Source organism: Francisella salimarina, from assembly GCF_007923265.1.
In the GTDB taxonomy this organism is placed as follows: domain Bacteria; phylum Pseudomonadota; class Gammaproteobacteria; order Francisellales; family Francisellaceae; genus Francisella; species Francisella salimarina.
The window spans coordinates 369,137-392,542 of record NZ_VOJA01000003.1; the positions used below are offsets into that span (position 1 = coordinate 369,137).

Sequence of the window (23,406 nt, forward strand, 5' to 3'; positions counted from 1 at the left end):
ATATACTGATATTAGTTATACATTGAATCTAAAGTTTACAACATCGCCATCTTTCATGATATATTCTTTTCCTTCTAGACGAGCTTTGCCTGCTTCTTTTGCACCTTTCTCGCCATTATACTGAATATAATCATCATAAGAGATAACTTCAGCCCTGATAAATCCTCTCTCAAAGTCAGTGTGAATTACGCCAGCGGCTTGAGGCGCTGTAGCACCTACAGGGATTGTCCAAGCTCGGACCTCTTTAACACCTGCAGTTAGGTATGTATGAAGATTTAAAAGAGCGTAACCAGCTTTAATTACTCTATCAAGACCAGTTTCAGTAAGTCCCATATCAGCTAAAAACTCAAGTTTTTCATCTGGCTCAAGCTGAGATATCTCTTGCTCCATAGCAGCGCAAACAGGAACTACATTTGAGTTCTCAGCTTGAGCATATTCTATAACTTTATCTAATAATGGATTATTTTCAAAACCATCGTCATTGACATTAGCAATATATAGTACAGGCTTGTTAGTCAATAGAGGAGTTTGCTTAAGCCACTTAGCTTCATCATCTGTTAGTTCAAATGTTCTGGCTGGTTTTTCTGATTCTAAATGTTCTTTTAGTTTTGTATAAAAATCTGCTTTAGCTAAAGCCTCTTTATCACCTGACTTTTTCATTTTAGCAAATCTTTGAATAGCTTTATCACAAGACTCGATATCAGCTAAAATAAGTTCCATATTAATAGTATTAATATCATCTATAGGATCAACTTTTCCACTTACATGGATAATGTTATCATCTTCAAAGCATCTGACTACATGCGCTATAGCATCTGTTTCACGGATGTTTGCTAAAAACTTATTTCCTAACCCTTCACCTTTGCTTGCACCTGCAACAAGACCTGCAATATCAACAAACTCCATAGTTGTAGGAAGTATTCTCTCTGGTTTGACAATTTTTGCCAACTCATTAAGTCTTTGATCAGGTACAGAAACAATACCTACATTTGGATCAATTGTACAAAAAGGATAGTTTTCTGCATCAATCCCAGCTTCTGTAAGAGCATTAAAAAGAGTTGATTTACCAACGTTAGGTAAACCGACAATACCACATTTAAATCCCATTATTTTATTCCTTATAGTCTTATTTTGTATGTAGCTTCTGCATAGCAGGTTCTAATTTGTAGTTTATTATATCATCTAAAACACATATGCTATTATCAATAGCCTTGTCTATATCATTTCTCTGAGCTATAGAAGGATTCGATAGTACATAATTTGATACCTTTGATTTATGCCCTGGATGTCCAATACCAATTCTTAGGCGAAGATAGTCATTAGTTCCTAAATGTTGATGAATACTTCTTAAGCCATTATGACCGCCGTGTCCACCACCTTTTTTTAAGCGAATTTCTCCAGAGTCGATATCTAGCTCATCATGTACTACTAGTATTTCTTGCGGCTCAATTTTATAGAAATTAGCAACTTTACTAACAGCTAAACCACTGTTGTTCATAAAAGTAGTTGGAAATACTAATATTACGTTACTATAATCGATACTTACTTTAGCAATATTACAATTTAGTTTAGAGTTTAGGCTAAAATTTTCATTACTATCTTTAGCAATCCTTGCAATAAACCATTCACCAACATTATGGCGTGTATTTTCATATTCCTTGCCTATATTTCCTAGGCCAACAATCATTTTTATTTTAGGCATCTTTACTTTTATTGTGTTGTTCTAACTTGTCCAAAAGTATTTTAGTAATTTCTCTTATAATTTTACTATTTGGTTTAGCGTTTTCTTGTGATTGAGTATAAAAAATAGCCATAATTATAGCTCTATCATCATCAGGCCAAATAATTGCAACATCATTTGTTGATCCGTAGGCACAAGTACCTGTTTTATTACCAACGTCCCACTCATCAGGAATTTCAGCTGCTATACGATTATCATCGGAATCATTTCCTAAAAGCCATTTTTTAAATAATAGTCGATGCTTTTTATCAAGAATATTATTACTAAAAGCAAGCTTATTAATATCTCTAGCCATTATTTTAGGAGTGGTCTTGTTTTGATTGGTGGTAAGATTAACTTGATTGGCTATGGGCTCTAGACCAGCTACTTTTGTTGCATGATCATGTAGCGATAGTATAAACTTATTAAGGTTACTCAAACCGCCGAGTTTCTCTATTAAAAGATTGGTGGCTGTATTATCACTTTGAATAGCTGCCCTACTAAGTTGGCTAACTGTCATTGTCTGATTGATATGTTCTTTCGTAATAGGGGAGTATCCAACTACTTGATTTGATAAAATCTTTATTTTTTCATTGAGTAAATCCTTATTTGTCATGCTCTGCTTGAGGATGGCACCAACGACAAGAAACTTATAGGTGCTACAAATGGGAAAATAGAAACTTTGGTTATGGGAGAAGTTACTATTATCGTTCCTATTAATTGTATATACACCAATTTTTCCGCCATACTGTTTTTCTAGATTGTGTAAACTATTTGATATTTGAATATTTGCTATAGTCGTAGAAAAACCAATACTTGAGAAAATAAGAGTAGTTACTAGAATTATTATTTTTTTCATATTTAAAATTAAAAATTATTTGATGTTAATAATAAGAACTCATTAACTTTTTTGATATTATCTTTTTCAGCAATTTTTGCCTCTGTAAGAGGGAGTTTATTTCCGCCAGATATCTTAAGAGCACCTTCTGGTGTTTTATATATAATGGTTGGAAAGCCGTTGATCTCAGTAGATAGCTTCATATTATTTTCAGCTTTTTCATGAGATTTAGTTAAATTTTTATCATATACTTTCGTATCATGATACTGTATTAATGCTTGTAATGGGTCTTTTGAGTTTAATATACTATTTACGACATCTGCACTATTGTGTAGACTCCCTAAAGGAATCCATCGGACTGCTAGATCACCAGATTTAATGGCTGGTTGAGATGCATCAAATAAACTTGAGCAATAACCACAATTAGGATCGATTATAGCATAAAACTTATGTGGAGCATTGTCACTACCTTGCTGAATATATGTGGCATATTTCTTAATGTCTAAGTAAAGGTTATTAGCTCGAGTAGATGATGTGAAATAATTAGCATATATTTGATTTAAACTTGTTAGTTTATTTTGATTTCTGTCCCATGCTAAAAGTTCTCCATTAACAATAACATCTCCATTTTCACTAGTGAAAGTAACAGTTCGTTTTGTAGGATCTTTTTTATCTTCTAGTATATAAGCTTGCAGGTGTATACCTGTATCAAAAGTCTTTACTACTTTGTATTGTGGGAAGGCATGTTCAACAATATATAGCCCTTGTTGGTTGTTAAAAGGTGATCTGTTAAGATTAGTGGTACTAAAAAAGTATATAATCACTAACAAAAACAATACAAACACTATAAGTGAAGCGAAATATTTTTTTTGCATCTGAAACAATTAGTATTGAATAAGCATAGCGTGATTATACCATATATAGAGATTATCTTTCGTTAGAAGATAAAAAAATGTCGCTAAAATTATAGCAGGACCAAAGGGTATAACATTAGTACGCTTTGCGATGAGATTAATGCCAATAGCAATAAATATCCCAAAGATACAACTGGCAAAAATTGTATAAAGTAGTATAGGGTAGCCGAACCATGCACCAATAGCAGCTAGTAGCTTAAAATCACCATAGCCAAAACCTTCTTTACCTGTGAAAAGTTTATATACCCAAAACACACTCCATAGAGATAAGTATCCAATAATTGCTCCCCAGACTGACTGATCTAGTGTGGTAAATACACCATAATAGTTGAGAACAATACCGATCCATACTAATGGAAGAGTAAGTGAGTCTGGGAGAATTTGATATTTTGCATCTATAAAAAATAGCGGAATAAAGAATGTGCTTAAACCAGCAAGAGCTATCGCCTGAATGGTAAGTCCAAATACATAAAATATAGTTATGAATACCATAGCTGTAATAAACTCTACTAAAGGGTATTCAAAAGAGATATTCTCCCTACAAAAATAGCATTTACCTTTAAGTATAAACCAACCTAAAATAGGTACATTATGTCGATACTTGAGTTTATTATGACATTTTGGGCATCTAGATGGTTCGATTAAACTAAAGTTTTGTTCCGACTCTTGTTTAGGTAGGTCAAGTATTTCGCGGGCTATGTTTTTTTCATCTGCAAATATTTTATTAGGTATTCTATATATCAAAACATTCAGGAAGCTACCAATAGTTGCTCCAAAGAGAAATATAAATATGAAAATTATATATATATCGTAATACATATCTATTTGTGTTCAGGTGCATATTGCTTATTTTTAGGCTTAAGCTTGTTAACACCATCAATACCAGCAATACGATAGGCTTCAGCCATAGTAGGGTAGTTAAATGTTGTATTTAAGAAATACCTAATACTGTTATGTTTACCAGGCATAGATTTTATTGCTTGTCCAATATGAATAATTTCAGATACTCTATGACCAAAACAGTGAATACCTAGAATTTCGAGTGTTTCTTTGTGAAATAATATTTTTAACATACCAGTTTCACTTCCAGAAATTTGCGCTCGAGCAAGATCTTTGAAGTAAGCTCTACCACTTTCATAAGGAATTTTTTCTGCTGTTAGCTGTTCTTCAGTTTTGCCTATGCAGCTTATTTCTGGTCTTGTATAAATACCTGTTGGAATATCTTCAACTAATTTATCATTGCATGATCCATCAATAATATGAGTAGCAGCAAATCTACCTTGGTTAAAAGCAGATGATGCAAGTGAAGGGAAACCTATAACATCACCAACTGCGTATATATTAGGTTGAGTTGTTTGATAGTTATCATTTACATTTACTAAGCCTCTTTGAGGACTGTATTCAACACCAATTTTATCAAGATTTAAACCATTAGTATTACCGGCACGCCCAAGAGCAAATAGCACATAGTCAGACTCTATAATTCTGCCAGAGTTTAATGTAGTAATTACTTTATCACCTTTAGCTTTGATACTCTTGTAAGTTTCGTTATGCATTAGGTTGATTTTTTGATTAACAGTGAAATGGTTTGTTAAAGTTTCTATAATCTCATCATCAAGGAATGACATCAGCTTATCTCTAGTATTGATAAGATTTACTTGAATATCAAGAGTGCCCAATATAGAAGCATACTCACAACCGATCACACCGGCACCATATATGGTAATTGACTTGATATTTTTATCTTTTAACTCAAGAAGTTTGTCACTATCTAAAATTCTTGGATGAGTAAAGTCTATATCTTCAGGTTGGTATGGACGAGATCCAGTAGAAAGTATGAATTTCTTAGCTGTTATGATTTCTGTAGAACCATTTTTACGAGAGATTTTGATTTTGTTTTTGTCTAGAAAGCTTGCAAAACCATAAAATACATCAATTTCATTATTGGCAAAACGATTTTTTTTGATTTCTCTTTGTTTTAATACTACTTCGAATGTAGTGTCAAGCATTTCAGGGAAATCAAAGTTTTTTTTGTTATACCAAACTTCACGTGATAGTTGTCTAAGAGTTTTACTCGGAATTGTTCCCCAGTTATTACAACCGCCACCAATCGCATCATCTTCGATAATTGCTACTTTTTGACCATTTCTAGTCGCTTTCATGGCAGCACCTTCGCCACCAGGACCACTACCTATAATGATAATGTCATAATTATATTCCATGGTTTTACTCCACAATATATTTTTTGGAAAAATTGGTACATATATTCTCGAAATAATAACATAGTCTATAGATATGTTAATTATTTTTGGTGAAATTATTCATATTTTATTAGCATTTCAGCAATTTTCTTAGTTGGAGAGACTATTTGGTCTACTCCTATATTATTTGCGATATTAATGCTTTCATCTTTATCAAGTTTAATAGATATCTTTAGATTATTTACTGATTGCTCTGAAGTTTTTAATACTTCTTTTATTGATAATAAAGTTAATATATTATCCGAATCCTTTTCATTGAGAATAAATATACTTTTAGCTTTGCTAATATTTGCCTTTTTGAGAGCATCATAGTCATACGATTCTGCATCTATAAAGTGTTTTTCTTGTTCTGCATCAGTATTTATGAACTTTTGATGATAATCTTTCTCGATTACAATGATATTATCTATTTGAGATTTGAAGTAGTCTTTTATTAAACATTTGGTAATTTCTGTATAGCCACATATTACGATATGGTCTTTCATTAGAGCTGCTCCATCTTTTTGTTTAAACTTTTCTGTAATCTTGCTGATGACACTACCTGCCATTACAGTGATAATTGTTGCAAATAAACCTATACCCATAATCATTATAGATACAGTAAAAAGTTTGGCTTCTTCTGTTAAGGGGTGTATGTCGCCATACCCAACCGTGCTAAATGTAACAATTGTAAAATATATTGCATCAGAGACATTTGTAATTCCATCAAATTCATCTTTGAGATAATATAATCCAGTTACACTATATCCAATCGCTAAAAGAAGTGAAATTAAAAGTACAAACTGGTAGAAGGTGATTGTGTTAGAATTTTTTCTATTAAAAGTTTTTCTGAAGTAAACCAGTAAAAAAATCTCTAAAATATGAGTGAAAAATGCAATATCGTATGATATATGCTTATCTTGGATATAGTCACCGATTATTGATAAGCTAATGAAAACAACAGCTAAAAACCAAAAAGATCTTTTTCGATTATAAATACCACGAGCTATAATTATCATCAAATAACCGAGAACTAATGGCAAGAATATTCCCAAACCAGTATTATATTTCATACCAAAGTCATAAAGATCAGAAGGAATGTTCGGATCTAAGTTGACAGAAAAAATCTTGTTAATAACAGGTATTGCAACTGCTAAAATAGTTATAAAACCATTTAGAGTCATCGTTACAGATATAAAAAGTGGAATATATTTGGAATATTTTTCTTTAATAGTCACAGACTGATGATATTAAAATAATTAAACTGATATTTAGAATTATAGTGTATAGATTGATGAAAATACAGTTAATATACAACTATATATGAGCTAACCTTCGGATTTTTGGAATTAGTAAATACATAATAAAACCTGCTATACCAGCAATGATAGCTAGACTAGCGAATAGAGTTAAATAATTATGATTTGTTTCAATTGGGGTTGCATTTATATTTGGTGATGAAACTAATATCGATAGTAAGCTTGCTATAACCCCAGATGTACTACCGGTGACTACCATCCAAGACCCCATCATTAAGCCTTGTAGTCGAGGATTAGCAAGTTTGCCAATCATAGCATATCCTGTTGGCGATATTAAAAGCTCTCCTATGGACTGAAATACATAACTTAAAATTAACCATATAGCAGCTGTTTGTCCAAGTTTGTTCGCTGAGAAAATTCCTATCACTAGCATCAAAAATCCAATTCCTATAAATACGATGCTAAAACAAAACTGCATAGGGAATGAGAATATAAATTTTCGACGAATAATTATAAGAAGACTAGGTAATAACACACCTCCCACAGCTATTACTACAGTATTTACATTTTGAAACCACTGGGTTTGGATTGTGAAGCCAAAAATGTGCTTGTCAACATTGGCTTCTGTGAATACAGTCAAAGCCATTGGAGCAAGCTGATAAGCAGACCAGAAGACTAATCCAAAAGTTGCTAAAATAATATAAGCGTATACCTTTTCTTTTTGCTCTTTATTATCTTGTGATTTTGCAATAGGTACGAACATTGCTAATAATGCAATTCCAATACCTAAAGCAATATAGTTGGTATTTAGAGGATACTGTAAGGCTATAAATAAAATAGCTATAGTAACTAAAATCAAAATAACAGTATATATGCTATTTTTATATAGGATATTTGTTCCCGAGTTTTTTATTTTTCTGACAAGAGGAGTGGTTCTGTCTGCTACAGTTTTCCAGCTAGTTATTACAAGCAGAAAAGCTACTATATTTGTAATAGTTGTAATAAGAAAAAGTATATTATAACTATGTTCTGCTTGATATACGCCTGCAACTGTAAATCCAATGAAAAATCCAACATTCATGCCTGCATAATTCCAAAAAAATGCAGTCTCCCGAGAATTGTCATCATTTTCAAATTGCTGAGTTAACATCATGTTTATACATGGGACATTTAGTCCACAGCCTGTTAGGAAAAGGGCTAGTGCAATATATAAGTGCTCGGTACTTGGGAATGATAAAAATAGACAAGCAATTATTTGTAAAACCATGCCTATTAAAAATAAAGTTCTATAGCTAATTAATCGACCACCAATATAGCCACCTAGGATATGTAAGCCGTAGTTAAATGCTACAAAGACACCCATTACAGCACTTGCTTTTGTGACGGTGAATCCCAAAGCTTGTGTCATAAATAAGACTAATGTTGAGTAAAGAACAGCAAAGCTTACAGTTGAAAATAGCTGAGTTATTAGTAGTAGCCTAGAGGCTTTTTTAATTAGAGTAACACCCATTAATTTATTAAAACTAAAGTAGATAGTAAAATTGATTTTATAGATGTTTTTTTCTAAAAAGTAGCTGAAATAGCAAATTTAGTAAAGGATTATAGAATGTACTGACTTAAATTTTTATTTTTGACTAATCCACTTAGTTTTTCATTTATATAATCTGTTGTTATATTTATAGATTTATTTTCTAAGTCTGGGGCATCAAAAGAAATCTCTTCTAATAGTCTCTCCATAACAGTATGAAGTCTTCTAGCACCGATGTTTTCGACTTCCTCATTTACTTGGAAAGAGATTTCAGCAATCTTTTTAATAGCATCTTCTTCGAAGCTTAATTCAACACCTTCAGTCTTCATTAGAGCAACATACTGCTTAAGGATAGAGCAGTCAGGTTCTTTTAGTATTCTAACAAAGTCTTCTATCTCGAGAGATTTTAGCTCTACTCTAATTGGTAATCTACCTTGAAGCTCTGGAATTAAATCAGATGGCTTAGCAACATGGAAGGCTCCTGATGCTATGAATAAGATATGATCAGTTTTTATCATACCGTATTTAGTCGAGACAGTAGAACCTTCTACCAGTGGTAGTAAGTCACGTTGCACACCTTCTCTAGATACATCTGCACCTGAATTTCCAGATTTTTTACAAACCTTATCTATTTCATCTAGGAATACGATACCATTTTGTTCAACAGACTCAAGAGCTCTAGCTTTGATATCTTCTTCATTGATCAGCTTAGCAGCTTCTTCATCTTGGACTAGCTTGATAGCATCTTTGATTCGCATCTTTTTGGTTTTTTTCTTATCACTACTTAAACTAGAGAATAGATCCTGAAGCTGATTTGTCATATCTTCCATGCCTGGAGGTCCCATAACACCTATACTTTTAGGAGCTACAGATACTTCGATTTCAATCTCTTTATCATTTAACTCGCCATTTTGGATTTTTTTTCTAAAAATCTCACGAGTTTTATTTTCTTTTTCTTTTTTAGAGTGAGCATCTTCAGCAGGCTCATTCGCAAATCCTACTTTTGACTCAGAAGCTCTAGCTGGCGGAATAAGAACATCTAATATTCTCTCTTCTGCTAATACAGCAGCTTTTTCTGTAACTTGTTGCTTAGCTTCTTCACGCTTCATTTTGACTGCTGTTTCTACTAGGTCGCGGATTATAGACTCAACATCTTTACCTACATAACCAACCTCTGTAAATTTAGTAGCTTCAACTTTGATAAAAGGCGCATCCGCTAATTTTGCTAGTCTGCGCGCAATCTCTGTTTTACCTACACCAGTAGGTCCTATCATTAGGATATTTTTAGGAGTTACTTCTTGACGCATCTCATCATCAAGTTGCATTCTACGCCATCTATTACGTAGAGCAATAGCAACTGCTTTTTTAGCATCATTTTGACCAATAATGTGTCTTTCTAATTCATGTACAATTGTTTTTGGAGTCATCACTTGTGTCATCGTATAACTATCCTTTTTTATTTTCTAAACTTTCTATAGTGAAATTATGGTTTGTGTAAATACAAGTATCTGCAGCTATAGTAAGACTTTTTTTGACTATATCTTCTGCTGAAAGATCAGTATTTTCAACAAGGGCTGTTGCCGCTGAGCGAGCATAAGTTGACCCAGAACCAATAGATATAATGTCATTTTTGTCAGCAGCCATAACATCTCCAGCCCCTGATATTAGAAGAGATAGCTTTTCATCTGCAACTATAATCATAGCTTCTAACTTACTCAGCATTCTATCTAAACGCCACTCACGCACCATTTCAACAGCAGCTCTTTCAAGATTACCTTGATAAAATTCTAGTTTTTGTTCAAATTTTTCAAATAGTGTGAATGCATCTGCAGTAGAACCTGCAAAACCTGTTAGAACTTTACCACCATTTAATTTTCTAACTTTTATGATATTTTCTTTTGCTATTGTATGTCCTAATGTAGCTTGACCATCGCCACCAATTACTACTTTATCACCTTTTCTAACGCATAGGATGGTAGTTCCTTTCATTGCTTCCATAATCAAATCCTTTGTTAGGTTTGTTAAAATAATCTATGTAATATTACTAAATGGTATTGATATAAAATTTTACAAGTATTTATTATATTTTTTTTAAGCTTTAAAGCCGTTATTGATTTTTGTAAGACAAAAATAGTAAATTTTATGTTATATTTTAGCTTGTTTTATTTTTACTAGAGCATTTATGATGAATAATTTAAATTTTAGAGAAACGATTTCGATAGCAACAAATATATACAAAAGAGCCTTTAAAATAACTTTTGTATTAGCTTTTATGCTGTCATTTATATCAGAGTTTTGTTTTGTATATTTAATGAAGCATGGTATGGCAGACTATATTCAAAGTGGTAACGAAGCTGATATCTCGCAATTACCATCGGGAAATATACTAGCGAGTATGTTTTTGTTGATTGTAGTAGCTACAGTATTTGTTTATGCAATGATAATAATATTGCAAGGTGTAATGGTTAAACATGAGCTAAAAGTATCCGATGCATTAAAAATAGCATTACAAATCTTTTCTAAGAGAGTATTTGTATTTCTTGGAGCATTTTTACTTTCCATGATTGTGATGACAGTACTCACTATGTTTTTACAATATATAGGTATTTTTTTGGGAGTATTATTATTCTTGACAGTTATGCCTGCTGTGTTATTGGCACAAAAGGGTGTTTTTGAATCTATATCTAACAACTTCGCTATAATAAGAAGTAACTTTTTTTATATGTTTAGAATATCGATAGCAATATTAGCTCTTATGGTAATAAAACCGTTAGTAACTTTTGGATTGATATATCTGTTGAAAAACTTTGGTCTAGAGATGAGTTCATTAGAAATGTCTATTCAAAACATCATTGTAACAGTTGTTGATGCTTTTATTTTACCTTTTATTTTTGCAATTAGTGTTGCGACATTTTTCTCAACAAGCTCTAAATAAAATTTATTCTGTAAGAATTTTTTTAAAGAAATCAAAATCATAGCTATTTTCGAAACGAATATTTTTATCAGCTAGATTTGTATTTTTATAAACATTATTAATCTCTGTAACAATACCAGCATCAATCTTGATTTTGATTTGTTCACTACCTTTAGTGTATGTCTTTGTAAACGGTAGAGTTTTGCCGAAGCGCCATTTCCATTCTTTGAGTGTTTCTATCTCTTCGTCTATTAGCTCTCTATTTTCTAATGGCGTTTCTTCATTTATTAAGCTTAAATCAATGCTTCTGAAGCTTTTAATAAAAGACCTTGTGAGATCTTGAGTTTGTATATCATGTTTTATCTCAGATAGATTGATCACTTTTGAGCGATGAGATTTTACTCCCTTTGTATCTAAAGATTTATCTATTGGTTGATGAAGATAGTCATAGAGTTTTTTTGTATTAGCATTGATGAGTAGTGTACCATGATGGAAAGCACGATCTTTTTTCTCTCGAAAAGCGCTACCTGATACTTTGTAGGTATGACCATTATGATCAACAACAATATCATTTCTTTCATTTGCATATACATCTATACCTAGTTTTTTGACTGTATTGCATACTAGTTCTAGGTTTGCTTTGATGTTATGTTCTTTTTTTGTACTAATGATAGTGTAGTTAAGATTACCATAATCATGATAAACAGTTCCACCACCACTTTGACGGCGTACCATTGGTATACTATCGTTATTCATTGCTTCAAGATTACATTCAAGCCATGGGTTTTGAGCTCTACCAATAACAACACATGGAGAGTTTTGCCATAAAAATAAAATCTTTTCATGATGAAGTTTTTCTAAGAATAACCAGTTTTCAAAAGCTAAATTGAAATAAATATCATTACTTTGTGATATATATATATGCATGGGATATTAAATGTTTTTACTTTGTAGTAAGTATAAGGTTTTATTGGTTCTATAAAAGAGTTTTGTGCTATAATTTTGCTTTATTGAGAGAAATTTTTATATACAAAAATATAATGTCGACTATACAACAGACTTTAGAAATAATTAAAAGAGGGGCAGATGAAGTCCTAATTGAAGAAGAATTAGTTAAAAAACTCGAAAAAAACAAGCCATTAGTGATTAAGTTTGGTTGTGATCCAACAGCTCCTGATATCCATCTTGGTCATACCGTTGTAATTAATAAATTAAAACAGTTGCAAGATTTAGGACATGAAATTCACTTTTTGATAGGTGATTTCACAGCTCAGATAGGCGATCCTACTGGTAAAAATGCGACAAGACCTCCATTGACTGCAGAAGAGGTTGCTGCAAATGCTGAAACATATACTAAACAAGTATTTAAAATCTTAGATAAAGAAAAAACAGTCATTCGTCGTAATGGTGACTGGTTTGATAAAATGTCTGCAAGCGATATGATCAAACTAGCATCTAAATCAACAGTTGCTAGAATGCTTGAAAGAGATGATTTCTCAAAAAGATACAAAGGTGGCCAGTCTATCTCAATACATGAGTTTTTGTATCCATTAGTACAAGGCTATGATTCTGTAGCTATGAATGCGGATATTGAGCTTGGTGGTACAGATCAGAAATTTAATTTGTTGATGGGCAGAGAGCTACAAAAACAACAAGGTCAAGAACCACAGATTATCATAACAATGCCACTTCTAGAAGGTTTAGATGGTGTCAAAAAAATGTCAAAATCTAGCCAAAATTATATAGGTATTGAAGAAGCACCTAACGATATATTTGGCAAGGTGATGTCTGTTTCAGATGAATTGATGTGGAGATATTACGAATTACTTAGCTTCAAATCTTTAGATACTATAGCTAATTTAAAACAAGATGTTGCTAATGGCACAAATCCACGTGATATTAAAATAGAGTTGGCAAAAGAGTTAATAGAGAGATTTCACTCTAAGGAAGACGCTGAAAGTGCGCATCAAGATTTTATCCAAAGATTTCAAAAAAATCAGATACCTGATGACATAAATGTTGTAGAATTAAGTCAAGAATTGCCAATAGCAAACTTGCTTAAAGAAGCAGGATTGGTAGCAAGTACTTCAGAAGCTATTCGCATGATTAAGCAAGGAGCTGTTAAAATAGATGGTGAGAAGGCTGCTGATAATAAGGCTGTTTTTGGTAAAGGTACAGAAAATGTTTTCCAAGTTGGTAAACGTAAATTTGCAAAAATTATTATAAAATAAGGGGTTATTTAAAATGGATAAGTTTTTATCAATATTTGTAGGTGTTTTAATAATAGTAACTATTATTACTATATTTATTAATCTATTTCCAATTGCTATTAAAGTATGTTTTATATCGGCAGTAATCAGTGCAATAATTTACGTTGTGCTTAAGATGATAGAAAAGTTTAGTAATTAATCGTTAATAATCTATATTGTTTAATAGTGGATCAATCATTTCTTTTAAAATCAATTATCTGTCTACGTTGCTTTTTTGTAGGTTTTTCTGGGCTTAATAAGTTAGCAGTCTTTCTGATGGTTGCTTCTTTTTCTCTCTTTTCGATACTTTGTTGTGTTTCTGTGTAAAGTTTTTGAGCTTCAGTAGCTGATTTTCTAACTTCATCGAGAGCTTCGACAATTATTGTTTTTTTAATATGTGATTGTTGGATTTGGTATTCATCGCCAATATTTACAGCTTTACTGACTTTTGTTTTTTGTCCCTGAAAGTGTACTTTGCCACCTTCGATAGCTTTTTTTGCGATAGCTCTAGTTTTGTAGAATCTAGCTGCCCATAGCCATTTATCTAGTCTTACACTCATATCAGAACCAATTAGTTTGATTAAATTGATTATAGCTAATAATAACAAGGATTTTAACTGCTTTTAAAGTCTGTTATCCTAAAAGGCAGTTTAGTTATTAAAAAAAGTATTAATGAATAAAACAGTAAATTTACACAAAATGATAACAACATTAGATAGTGATAATAATGCTCTATATGAGTTAGAAGATATCTGTATGAATGATTTCATTGGCAAAAATATGAGAATAGAATTTTTAGATGAAATTAATTGTGTATCATGTGGCATCAAAACAAAAAAGAGCTATTCTCAAGGTCATTGCTTTATGTGTATGAGGAAGTTACCTGAGTGTGATATCTGTATAGTTAAGCCTGAACTGTGCCATTTCGCGGCAGGGACATGTAGAGATTCTAATTGGGGTGAAGAAAACTGCATGAAAACTCATATTGTATATCTATCAAATACAGGAGATATTAAGGTAGGTATTACTAAGCTTAAAAATATTCCTTCACGTTGGATAGATCAAGGTGCTAGTCAAGCTATTCCAATCTTTGCTGTAGAGACTAGACTAATTTCAGGATTAGTTGAGGTCGCGATTAAAGAGCATATTTCAGATAAAACGAACTGGCGAAAAATGCTTCAAGGTGAGCCAAGTTCTGAAGTTGAATTTGAGGATTTAAGAGATGAACTGATCGAAAAGTCTAGTGATCAAATAGCTCAAATTACAGCCAAATATGGTGATAATAGTGTTGAAGCTGTAGAGGGTAATATTCAAACTATAAATTATCCTGTGCTTGAGTATCCTACAAAAATTAAATCATTTAACTTAGATAAGGATCCTATTATAGAAGCTAAGCTCATAGGTATAAAAGGTCAGTATTTAATATTTGATACAGGTGTAATAAATATCCGTAAGTATAGTGGGTATAAATGTACTATTTCAGTGTAAATTATGAATAGAGTCGCAATTATCGGTGCCGGTGCAAGTGGACTTATCAATGCAAAAGTTCTCAAGGATGGTGGTTTTCAGGTTAAAGTCTTTGAAAAAACGAACAATATTTGTGGTGTATGGAATTATGATGAGTCAGAAGGTGCATTATATGAAACACTAAAGACTAATCTCCCCAAAGAAATAATGGTTTTTGAAAATGAAAAAATTCCTTATAACTCTAATAAATCGTTTATAGAGCATAAAGAAGTTTTGTATTACTTAGAAGCAAATGCTAAAGCTTGGCAAATAGATGATAGTCTTTGCCTAAATGTTGAAGTTATAAGTTTGAAACCTATCCAGAAGTTATCGAAAAGGCCATTATGGAAATTATCTTATATAAGTAATAGCGCGGTATTTAATGAAGAGTTTGACTTTGTAATAATTGCTAATGGGCACTATGATGAGCCTAAAATTCCAAATGATACTAATGGTTTTGATTATATTGTAGGTAGTGCTTCACACAGCAAATATTATAGGAGTGTAGATAACTATGCTAAGAAAGTCCTATGTGTAGGATATTCTTCATCTGGTGTGGATATATCTCATGAGTTATGTAATAGTGGTAGAGATGTTTATGTTTCTGTTAGAGAATTAGAAAATAACCAAGAACTATATAATCTAAAAAATAATCTAAATATTAAGTTTATATCTTCTATTAACAAATATTATAAATGCAATGATAAATGTATAGCTACAACTATTAATGGTAATACTATTGAGATAGATGAAATTATTTTTTGTACTGGTTATAAATATGGTTTTCCTTTTCTATCTCAAGATATTATTTCAACAAAAGATAATGTCGTGAGTCCATTATGTAATCAGATACTACATAAAGATTATCTTAATCTTGCTTTTGTTGGCATACCATGGAAAACGGTACCATTTGTTTTATCAGAATGCCAAGCTATATTTTTGGCAAAGTTGTGGCAGTCTAATCAAGATATCTTGTCTAGTATTGTTGAAAAAATGATAAATACTCACAAGCATAGCTTTAAGTTTGATAGTCGCTTATTGAAAAATTATCATATGCTTGGAGATGAACAATGGGAATATAATTTAAGTATTCTTGATGTTGTCGGTGAAAAAACTCATAACAGAGAAAAAAGAATAAGGCTTATAGAGCAAGTATATAATGATGTACATAAATTAAAGATAGAAAATCCTCATGGCTATAGAGATATCGTTTATAATGTTGATTTTGAAAAAGGTCACTATAACAAGCAAATAAATTAGTTGGCTTTAGCTAGGCTCTGCAAAGCAAATTCAATATCTTTTTCGGATGATGAGTCTTCTTTTCTATTTCTATAAACACTGAGAATCTTTTTGATTAAAGTAGCTTGATAGCATTCCTTAGATATTTGTTTTCTTTGAAATTTGTGAACATCATTGATTATAGATCTGATAGCAACCTTCCTACTTAGAGTGTGAGGAGTAAGTGGAAATAGCTTAAATGCTAACCAGAGACCTAAGCATCCAACAATTGAGCTCATAGCTATGGTAAATGATGAAGTGATTTCAAAACTCATATGATTACTTGGTTGGACCATAAATACAAAACCTAAATAGAACCCAAGACTATACATCTGCAGTTTAGGAACGTTAAGAGCTGCTATGGGAATGAGTAGTACAGTTAATAATATTAGTATTAATAGTTCAAAATAGCCCACTGCTTGAGATAGTAAATTTAGTGTTATAAGAATACTTATTGGTATTGATATAATTATGCCTATGATATTTTTTTTAACTGTTTCTGTGGGATTAGGTACGGATATAAAAAGTTGAGACAAGACACAAGGTAGAATAATCATCATAAGAAGACTAGAGTTGCCGTCTGTACTTACCCATACGAAGTACATGATAAGCAGCAAGCTTATGGTTCTAGCGATAGCAATTAGTGTAACTATAGGGTTGGTATATGTTATAAAACTATAAACTATCTTGTTTTGATCACTTTTGGCTTCTAAACTTTTGTAACTAGCTAGTAGGTTAGCTATTTTTGAGATTACCTTATTCAGTTTATGATCGTCAGATATGATGTTTAGACTATCACTTGTGCTACTATCAATATTATTTAGATTGTTTGCGATTGTTTTTAAGTGATTTTGTAGGGTAGAATTATTTTCTGTTTTAGCTAAATATTTTCTTAATGAGTGTACTGCTTCTATTAGTTCAACTACAGTATTTGAAAATATAAGATAATTACCTTTATCCAAGCTCTCATATTTTGCTGCACTCAAATCATTATCAAGAGTTATAAGATTATTAAGAATTGCTTCAACTTTTGAATTATATTTTATGTTATTAGTGAAGTCTTGTGTTAGAAACATTTCTTGAACATAATATATAGTAAGTTCTAGTACTTTATTAGAGTGGTTCTTTAATGTTTTTTGAACTTTGACTGGCAATATGTAGTAATTCACAAGGCATGAGCAGATACAGCCAATAGATATTTCAGTTACACGAGAAAATCCGGTATGAAAAATTGTCTCTTCAGTAGTGAGCATAGGATTAGCTATAGAGTAAAAAACAATTATTATGCAGGTAACATTTGCCAATGCTAAGGCATAGATAAAGTTTGGATGAGACATGTTGGCAGAGAAGAATATAGATATAGATATAAAGCTACATAGAGCCATTAGTGCTAATACAGGAAAAGGCAAAAAAAATGTGACTATCAAAAAGCCAACAAACACTCCAATAAAAGATACAGCTATTAATAAAAGAGCTTTTTCAATGATAAAACCTGTTTCTGGTCGAGTTTGTAAAAATAGTGCAGAAATCATAGCCCACATCGGTTTATCTAAATTCAAACTCATTGATATCCATAGAGCCATAGTCAAAGATATACACCCTTTGATTGTATAAATAATATTTTCTTTATTTATAATTACTTCTAGCTCATCTGATAGTCTTTGTATCATTGTATTGTTACCGTTGCATTTATACCTGATATTAAGTTGATACTTTTAGGTATCACATCTAGAGCTATATCAACAGGTATTCGCTTAGATAGTCTTACCCAATCGTAGGTCTGCTGTACTTTTGGCAGTAGTTGACTATTCACATCTGTATTGTTGTCTGCTACAGCTTTGCCAATACTTATTACATGTCCATGTAGTAGTTCTCCACCACTCATTAACTCGATAGTAGCCTTATCATTGATTTTTATATTGGGTAGTTTGGTTTCTTCAAAATATCCAGTTACATAGAAAGAATTAGCTTCAACTAAAGACATCACTGGTTTTGCTGCTACAACATAGTTACCTTGTCGTAGTTCAATATTATTTATAGTACCATCAGCTGGTGCATAAACACTTGTTCTATCTAGATTGATCTTTGCGAGTCTAGCCTCTGCTTTTGCTTTTTCAAGATTTGCCTTTTTTAGCTTTACTTGCATGTGATATTCATCGAGAGTGTCTAAGCTTATTGAGCCATCTTTTCCAAGTTGTTCTCTACGTTGATATTGACGATCAGCTAGCTCCCATTGCATTATTGCATGTTTTAGCTCTGCTTCTTTTTCATCTAGAGTTGCTGCATATCTATCTTTGTCTATTGTAAAGATTAATTGACCTTTTTTTACTCTTTGGTTATCAGATACATATATTTTGGTTACAAAACCAGAAACATCTGGCGCAATAGTGATGATATTAGCTCTAATTCGACCATCTCTAGTCCATGGTGAGTATAGATAGTATCTCCAGATCGAATATAGAGAAAACAATGCCACGCAAATTATAACAACACTAATAGTAGTTTTGGTTCTTTTGTTTGGCATTTTAGTTTCCTATTAGTAGCATGCTTAATCCTAGATAACAGATAAATAATGCAAGATTAAACCAAGATAATTTAAGATCTACATAGTCATGTATGATTTTTGGTATTGCTAGGTTTGTAGTTATAGTCAATATTGCTGCAATAGCTAAAAATAATATTATTGGAGAAATTAGTAGTCCATCAAAAGTAATTACAGGCATATCAGACTCCTTATTTTGTGCGAGATTTTTTTAATTTTATTTCTGGAGGTAAATTAAGGCTAATTTTCCTAGAGACAGACATATGATACACTGTATCGCAAAATGGTACAAGAATGTTTTGGCAATTTTATATGAAAAAAGCTATTATTAATCAAAAGACTTTTAAACCTCAGAAATTATTAACTTTTTATGAGTAATGAAAAAAAAATCCAAGTAATCAGCAGAGCTGTGAATGTGCTACAAAGTATTAGTAATGAGCCTGGAGGCATGAGCTTGGGAGATATAGCAAAGAAGGTCAACTTACCTCGATCTACAGTCCAAAGAATAGTTGCTGCTCTTGAGGCTGAAGGATTCACACGAAGTGAAGGGGCAGGTAAGATTTTGCTTGGATCAGGTGTTTTTAAGTTAGCATCTTCATCTTATGCAGATATAGTCTCTTTGACACAGAACACATTAAGGAAGCTTAGTGAAAAAATACGTGAAACAGTTGTTCTGACACAATCAAACAATACCGATCTTATAATAATGCATAGGTTCATAGCGAATAGGGAACTGCAGGTAATTCCAAGAATAGGTGTACTTGAGAAGCCAATTTACTATACAGCTTCTGGTAGGGCTTTGTTAGCACTGTACTCAGATGAGGAAATTATCGATATCCTAGATGAAGGTATTGAAGATAATAAAGAATTGTTTGAAAGGCTTGCTAAGATTAGAGAAGATGGCGTTGAATATGATTATGGTAAAACAATAGAGGGCATAGTCAGTACGGCAGTAGCTGTAAATACATTTTTAGGTAGTCTTGGTGTTTCTATTCTTGTACCTCAATATCGTTATGCGGAAAATAAAGATTTTTATATCAAAGAGCTTTTAAAAGTTAAATCTAAAATTTTAGCAGATATAGGTGTGAAATATTCTGAATAGATTGATCAATTAGATCTTCTAGTATAAACAAATTGACAATCTATGGTTATATGAGAGAATTCGAAGATCAAAAAATCTTATTTTAAAATATAAATAGATGTCTACTAATGACTGGAAAAAAGCCCTTAAAGAATCTTTCTATTCACCTTTAGAATTGTTAAAGTTTTTGGAAATAGATAGTGAAGAGGCCAAAGTTTCATTAAATATAACCAAGAAATTTAAAATGATAGTGCCTAGATCATTCGCTAATAGAATGCAAAAAGGTAATATTAATGATCCATTGCTCAAACAGGTTCTGCCAACTATCGATGAAGAAGTGATAGATCAATCCTATAATAGCGATCCACTTGATGAAAAAAATTATAATAAAGTGCCAGGACTATTACATAAATACCATGGTAGAGTTCTGCTGATATCACAAACAAGCTGCGCTGTGCATTGTCGCTATTGTTTTCGTAAAGAGTTTGATTATAGAGAAAATATCCCCGGTAGAAAGGATTGGTTAAAAGCATTTGAATATATAGCAAATGATAGTAGTATCGAGGAGGTCATATTAAGTGGAGGTGATCCTCTTTTAAATAACGATGAGATATTAGAATTTTTTGTAGAAAATATCCAGCAGATATCTCATATCAAAAGGCTTAGGATTCATTCAAGAATACCTGTAGTATTACCAGAGCGAATGACTGCTAAACTTTTGAAAATTCTTTCAGAGCATAGGCTTGATACTGTATTAGTGATACACGTTAATCATCCAAATGAGTTAGATGATAGTATTAGAGAGGTTTTAAAAGAAATACACAACCATGGCATAATTATCCTAAATCAAAGTACATTGCTTAAAGACATAAATGATGATGCTAATGTACTATATGCTTTGAGTACAAAACTTATAAATGCTAAAGCGATTCCGTACTATATACATTCACTAGATACTGTCTCAGGAACTAAACACTATAATGTTGATAATGCTAAAGATATTATGAAAAAACTGTCTGAAATTTCATCAGGATTTATGGTGCCTGTATTAACCAAAGAGATTCCAGGCTATCCATCTAAAAAATGGCTATCTTTTCATAGTTAATTGAAGAATAAAAATATGAATTAATATTCTTAAGAAAGACTATCTTTATAGTTATAAGGATGGTTTAGATTAGATAGATTTGATATTAACAGCAGCCATTTTGCCTCTGTTTTCTTCAACTTCAAAGCTAATTTTTTCGCCTTCACGTAGAGTGCTTAAACCAGCATTTTCTACTGCACTGATATGAACGAACACATCTTTACCACCATCTTGAGGCTCTATGAATCCGAATCCTTTAGTCGTATTAAAAAATTTAATAGTACCTTGTCTCATTGTTTTATTTCCTTTTGTTTTGTTGTCTTATATAAGTTAAATCACATTGGGCTTAGTTTTAAACTTTAACGATTTACTTATAAAGGATAGATTATTGGAAATAAACTTCTGATTATATTAGTTTCGTAGTAGTCAAATTAAAGTTACAATATAAATAACTGACACTAATCATATAGTATAAAAGTATTAATTGAAAGCTTTTTAATGAAAACTAGGTATTTTAGTTAAATCAAAATCTTCTTCGTATTTGTCCAAGTCTTTTAGATATAAGCATAAATCTTGAAAATCTAAACAACTTTCTACCATCGAAGATTCTTTGTTATCACTAAAGTCTCTATCCGTCATATGGTTTATTAAATTAATAAATTGTTCCATAATCTCAGTATTGAATATACTAAGCTCTGCTGCTTGAGCTATACTTACTTTTTTCGATTCTGATATTTTCTGGACTAAAGCAGTTATATCACTAAAAATAACTTCTAACATTTTATTATTTTCAAAATTAATGAATGTGTTTTTGGGATCAATCATTCTAAACATATATTATTAAATAGATGCCTATTATACTCTTAAATGAGAACATAATCTTAGTTATATTTATATATGTCTCCATAATATGTATCTTTAGTGGATACTTTGTATTAACATTGATAGTGTATAAATAAAATAAAGCCTCTAAATCTTCTTTAGATACTTCATTGCTATTTTGCTAATAATAATTTTTAACCCTAAAAGAACTTTAATAGTTCTTAATATTCTAAAATTAAGAGAGGATAATATGCCAAGAATAATAGTCGATCCCAGAAAACCTTTTGATATTAGTCTAAGAAACTTCAAAAGAGCTTGTGAAAAAGCAGGTATTAAACAAGAGCTTAGAGAAAGACAGCATTACGTAAAACCAACCCAGAAGAGAAAAATGGCTAAAAAAGCAGCTATAAGTAGAGCTAAAAAAGAAGCAAGAAGGTCTTATTCTTATTAATCCTAAGACTGTTGGTCTTTTTTTTACTATCAACTTTAAGAAAGCTTAATAAAAAGTTTAGAAGTGTAGTTTGGTAGGGCAGTATAATAGTTTTACTTGTATTAGATAAAAAATACTTTACAAATTTTAGACATAAAAAAAGCCCACATTGCTGTGAGCTTTTAATATGGCGGAGAAAGAGGGATTCGAACCCCCGGACCTGTTACAGTCAACGGTTTTCAAGACCGCCGCTTTCGACCACTCAGCCATTTCTCCGAACTGATGGAGTATATTATACAATTATTTGTCTGCATTGCAAGGCGATTTTTGACAAAAATACCAAGATATTTGAAGATTTATATAGTAACTTTTATAAAAGATAATATATTATCGATAATATAGCTTATATTTAAAGGTTGAGTGATGATAAATTTTTTAGCAAAAAATCAAAATTGGGCAAAAATAGCTCCATGGGCTGGTATATTCTTTACAATATTACTATTTGCTAATTTTTCTGTATATGATCCACATTTTTGGGGATTAATTAATATTCCTATGTATTTGTTCCACCAGACAGAGGAGCACTATGTACCAGGTGGCTTTAAAGATTTTATGAATCGTACAGTTATGGCATTGCCACAAGGTCAAGAAAAACTTACAGACATTAAGATATTTTGGATAAATATACTTATGGTGTGGTTAGCATTTGCAGTTTTTGGAACTTTGAGCTTTATCAATCTTGGTTTTGGATTGTTGATTATAATTTTTAGTATTATAAATTGCTTAACACACATTGCAGAAGGGGTTAAGCGTAAAAGCTGGAATCCTGGATTAGTTATGGCTAGCCTACAGTTTATCATATCTATATTTGCAGCTTATTATGTAACAGTACATGGTTTGGATAATCCTGTAGCTTGGTGGGTAGGGACAATAATTTTTTCAATCTTTGCGCATATCTTATTATTTAAACTTGTAATGACTAAAGATTAGTCATAAATCTA

26 protein-coding genes and 1 tRNA gene are annotated in these 23,406 nt (G+C 31.6%); 9 read left to right on the plus strand and 18 right to left on the minus strand.

The window, feature by feature from the left end; all coding sequences use genetic code 11:
- Nucleotides 1-15: 15 nt before the first annotated feature.
- From ychF to hslV, 10 genes are all read right to left on the minus strand, one after another.
- Nucleotides 16-1,107 carry a redox-regulated ATPase YchF gene (gene ychF, locus FQ699_RS04100; RefSeq protein ID WP_013923297.1) on the minus strand — a complete coding sequence of 364 codons (1,092 nt, stop codon included), beginning with the start codon at nt 1,105-1,107 and terminating at the stop codon, nt 16-18.
- A 19-nt stretch (nt 1,108-1,126) separates the two neighbouring features.
- Nucleotides 1,127-1,702, minus strand: a complete 576-nt coding sequence (gene pth, locus FQ699_RS04105; protein ID WP_041263782.1) for an aminoacyl-tRNA hydrolase — start codon at nt 1,700-1,702, stop codon at nt 1,127-1,129.
- Nucleotides 1,695-2,579 carry a class A beta-lactamase gene (gene bla, locus FQ699_RS04110; protein WP_146421240.1) on the minus strand — a complete coding sequence of 295 codons (885 nt, stop codon included), beginning with the start codon at nt 2,577-2,579 and terminating at the stop codon, nt 1,695-1,697. Before bla ends, pth begins: the two co-directional genes overlap by 8 nt.
- An 8-nt stretch (nt 2,580-2,587) precedes the next feature.
- Complete coding sequence (locus FQ699_RS04115) at nt 2,588-3,433, minus strand: DsbC family protein (protein WP_146421241.1); 846 nt, start codon at nt 3,431-3,433, stop codon at nt 2,588-2,590.
- A 9-nt stretch (nt 3,434-3,442) separates the two neighbouring features.
- Complete coding sequence (locus tag FQ699_RS04120; protein ID WP_146421242.1) at nt 3,443-4,291, minus strand: prepilin peptidase; 849 nt, start codon at nt 4,289-4,291, stop codon at nt 3,443-3,445.
- Nucleotides 4,292-4,293: 2 nt separating this feature from the next.
- A complete protein-coding gene (gene sthA / locus FQ699_RS04125; protein WP_179951662.1) occupies nt 4,294-5,694 on the minus strand; it encodes a Si-specific NAD(P)(+) transhydrogenase in 1,401 nt (466 codons plus the stop codon).
- A 95-nt stretch (nt 5,695-5,789) separates the two neighbouring features.
- Nucleotides 5,790-6,950 carry an ion channel gene (locus FQ699_RS04130; protein WP_224728092.1) on the minus strand — a complete coding sequence of 387 codons (1,161 nt, stop codon included), beginning with the start codon at nt 6,948-6,950 and terminating at the stop codon, nt 5,790-5,792.
- A 79-nt stretch (nt 6,951-7,029) separates the two neighbouring features.
- A complete protein-coding gene (locus FQ699_RS04135; RefSeq protein ID WP_146421244.1) occupies nt 7,030-8,481 on the minus strand; it encodes a peptide MFS transporter in 1,452 nt (483 codons plus the stop codon).
- Nucleotides 8,482-8,570: 89 nt separating this feature from the next.
- Nucleotides 8,571-9,938 carry an ATP-dependent protease ATPase subunit HslU gene (hslU, locus tag FQ699_RS04140; RefSeq protein WP_013923289.1) on the minus strand — a complete coding sequence of 456 codons (1,368 nt, stop codon included), beginning with the start codon at nt 9,936-9,938 and terminating at the stop codon, nt 8,571-8,573.
- A gap of 7 nt (nt 9,939-9,945) precedes the next feature.
- Complete coding sequence (hslV, locus tag FQ699_RS04145; RefSeq protein ID WP_013923288.1) at nt 9,946-10,497, minus strand: ATP-dependent protease subunit HslV; 552 nt, start codon at nt 10,495-10,497, stop codon at nt 9,946-9,948.
- A gap of 187 nt (nt 10,498-10,684) precedes the next feature.
- On the opposite strand from hslV, the gene FQ699_RS04150 reads away from it, so the two are divergent.
- Nucleotides 10,685-11,434 (plus strand): hypothetical protein, encoded by a 750-nt coding sequence (locus tag FQ699_RS04150; RefSeq protein WP_146421245.1) that lies wholly within the window; start codon nt 10,685-10,687, stop codon nt 11,432-11,434.
- Nucleotides 11,435-11,437: 3 nt separating this feature from the next.
- Here FQ699_RS04150 and FQ699_RS04155 read toward each other — a convergent pair whose 3' ends face one another.
- A complete protein-coding gene (locus FQ699_RS04155) occupies nt 11,438-12,340 on the minus strand; it encodes a lipoate--protein ligase family protein (RefSeq protein ID WP_146421246.1) in 903 nt (300 codons plus the stop codon).
- 113 nt (nt 12,341-12,453) lie between these two features.
- Here FQ699_RS04155 and tyrS point away from each other — a divergent pair, with 113 nt between their 5' ends.
- Both tyrS and FQ699_RS09680 read left to right on the plus strand, forming a co-directional pair.
- Complete coding sequence (gene tyrS / locus FQ699_RS04160; RefSeq protein ID WP_013923285.1) at nt 12,454-13,644, plus strand: tyrosine--tRNA ligase; 1,191 nt, start codon at nt 12,454-12,456, stop codon at nt 13,642-13,644.
- 13 nt (nt 13,645-13,657) lie between these two features.
- Complete coding sequence (locus tag FQ699_RS09680) at nt 13,658-13,822, plus strand: hypothetical protein (protein ID WP_013923284.1); 165 nt, start codon at nt 13,658-13,660, stop codon at nt 13,820-13,822.
- Nucleotides 13,823-13,853: 31 nt separating this feature from the next.
- Here the strand turns inward: FQ699_RS09680 and FQ699_RS04165 are convergent, their stop codons facing one another.
- The gene (locus FQ699_RS04165) at nt 13,854-14,222 is read right to left on the minus strand and encodes an RNA-binding S4 domain-containing protein (protein ID WP_146421247.1); all 369 of its coding nucleotides are present in this window, start codon (nt 14,220-14,222) and stop codon (nt 13,854-13,856) included.
- Nucleotides 14,223-14,334: 112 nt separating this feature from the next.
- On the opposite strand from FQ699_RS04165, the gene FQ699_RS04170 reads away from it, so the two are divergent.
- Together FQ699_RS04170 and FQ699_RS04175 are read left to right on the plus strand one after the other, a co-directional pair.
- Nucleotides 14,335-15,150 (plus strand): DUF2797 domain-containing protein, encoded by an 816-nt coding sequence (locus FQ699_RS04170; protein WP_146421248.1) that lies wholly within the window; start codon nt 14,335-14,337, stop codon nt 15,148-15,150.
- A 3-nt stretch (nt 15,151-15,153) separates the two neighbouring features.
- Nucleotides 15,154-16,428, plus strand: coding sequence for an NAD(P)-binding domain-containing protein (locus FQ699_RS04175; RefSeq protein ID WP_146421249.1), 1,275 nt, complete (start codon nt 15,154-15,156; stop codon nt 16,426-16,428).
- Here FQ699_RS04175 and FQ699_RS04180 read toward each other — a convergent pair.
- Genes FQ699_RS04180 through FQ699_RS04190 form a run of 3 tightly spaced genes read right to left on the minus strand, consistent with a single transcriptional unit; the run spans nt 16,425 to nt 19,169 of the window.
- Complete coding sequence (locus tag FQ699_RS04180; protein ID WP_146421250.1) at nt 16,425-18,116, minus strand: FUSC family protein; 1,692 nt, start codon at nt 18,114-18,116, stop codon at nt 16,425-16,427. The genes FQ699_RS04175 and FQ699_RS04180 overlap by 4 nt on opposite strands.
- Nucleotides 18,113-18,970 carry an efflux RND transporter periplasmic adaptor subunit gene (locus FQ699_RS04185; RefSeq protein WP_013923279.1) on the minus strand — a complete coding sequence of 286 codons (858 nt, stop codon included), beginning with the start codon at nt 18,968-18,970 and terminating at the stop codon, nt 18,113-18,115. Before FQ699_RS04185 ends, FQ699_RS04180 begins: the two co-directional genes overlap by 4 nt.
- 1 nt (nt 18,971) lies before the next feature.
- Nucleotides 18,972-19,169, minus strand: coding sequence for a hypothetical protein (locus FQ699_RS04190; protein ID WP_013923278.1), 198 nt, complete (start codon nt 19,167-19,169; stop codon nt 18,972-18,974).
- A 189-nt stretch (nt 19,170-19,358) separates the two neighbouring features.
- Between FQ699_RS04190 and FQ699_RS04195 the strand changes: the two genes are divergently transcribed.
- Both FQ699_RS04195 and epmB read left to right on the plus strand, forming a co-directional pair.
- Nucleotides 19,359-20,090, plus strand: coding sequence for an IclR family transcriptional regulator (locus FQ699_RS04195; RefSeq protein WP_041263776.1), 732 nt, complete (start codon nt 19,359-19,361; stop codon nt 20,088-20,090).
- A 97-nt stretch (nt 20,091-20,187) separates the two neighbouring features.
- Nucleotides 20,188-21,174 (plus strand): EF-P beta-lysylation protein EpmB, encoded by a 987-nt coding sequence (epmB, locus tag FQ699_RS04200; protein WP_146421251.1) that lies wholly within the window; start codon nt 20,188-20,190, stop codon nt 21,172-21,174.
- A gap of 69 nt (nt 21,175-21,243) precedes the next feature.
- Here the strand turns inward: epmB and FQ699_RS04205 are convergent, their stop codons facing one another.
- Nucleotides 21,244-21,447: a cold-shock protein gene (locus FQ699_RS04205; RefSeq protein ID WP_013923275.1), complete on the minus strand. Its 204-nt coding sequence runs from the start codon at nt 21,445-21,447 to the stop codon at nt 21,244-21,246.
- A gap of 201 nt (nt 21,448-21,648) precedes the next feature.
- The gene (locus FQ699_RS04210) at nt 21,649-21,978 is read right to left on the minus strand and encodes a hypothetical protein (RefSeq protein WP_146421479.1); all 330 of its coding nucleotides are present in this window, start codon (nt 21,976-21,978) and stop codon (nt 21,649-21,651) included.
- 247 nt (nt 21,979-22,225) lie between these two features.
- Between FQ699_RS04210 and rpsU the strand changes: the two genes are divergently transcribed.
- Nucleotides 22,226-22,426 (plus strand): 30S ribosomal protein S21, encoded by a 201-nt coding sequence (gene rpsU / locus FQ699_RS04215; protein ID WP_146421252.1) that lies wholly within the window; start codon nt 22,226-22,228, stop codon nt 22,424-22,426.
- A gap of 167 nt (nt 22,427-22,593) precedes the next feature.
- Here the strand turns inward: rpsU and FQ699_RS04220 are convergent.
- Nucleotides 22,594-22,681: transfer RNA gene (locus FQ699_RS04220), tRNA-Ser, on the minus strand.
- Nucleotides 22,682-22,825: 144 nt separating this feature from the next.
- On the opposite strand from FQ699_RS04220, the gene FQ699_RS04225 reads away from it, so the two are divergent.
- The gene (locus FQ699_RS04225; protein ID WP_146421253.1) at nt 22,826-23,395 is read left to right on the plus strand and encodes an HXXEE domain-containing protein; all 570 of its coding nucleotides are present in this window, start codon (nt 22,826-22,828) and stop codon (nt 23,393-23,395) included.
- Nucleotides 23,396-23,406 lie beyond the last annotated feature (11 nt).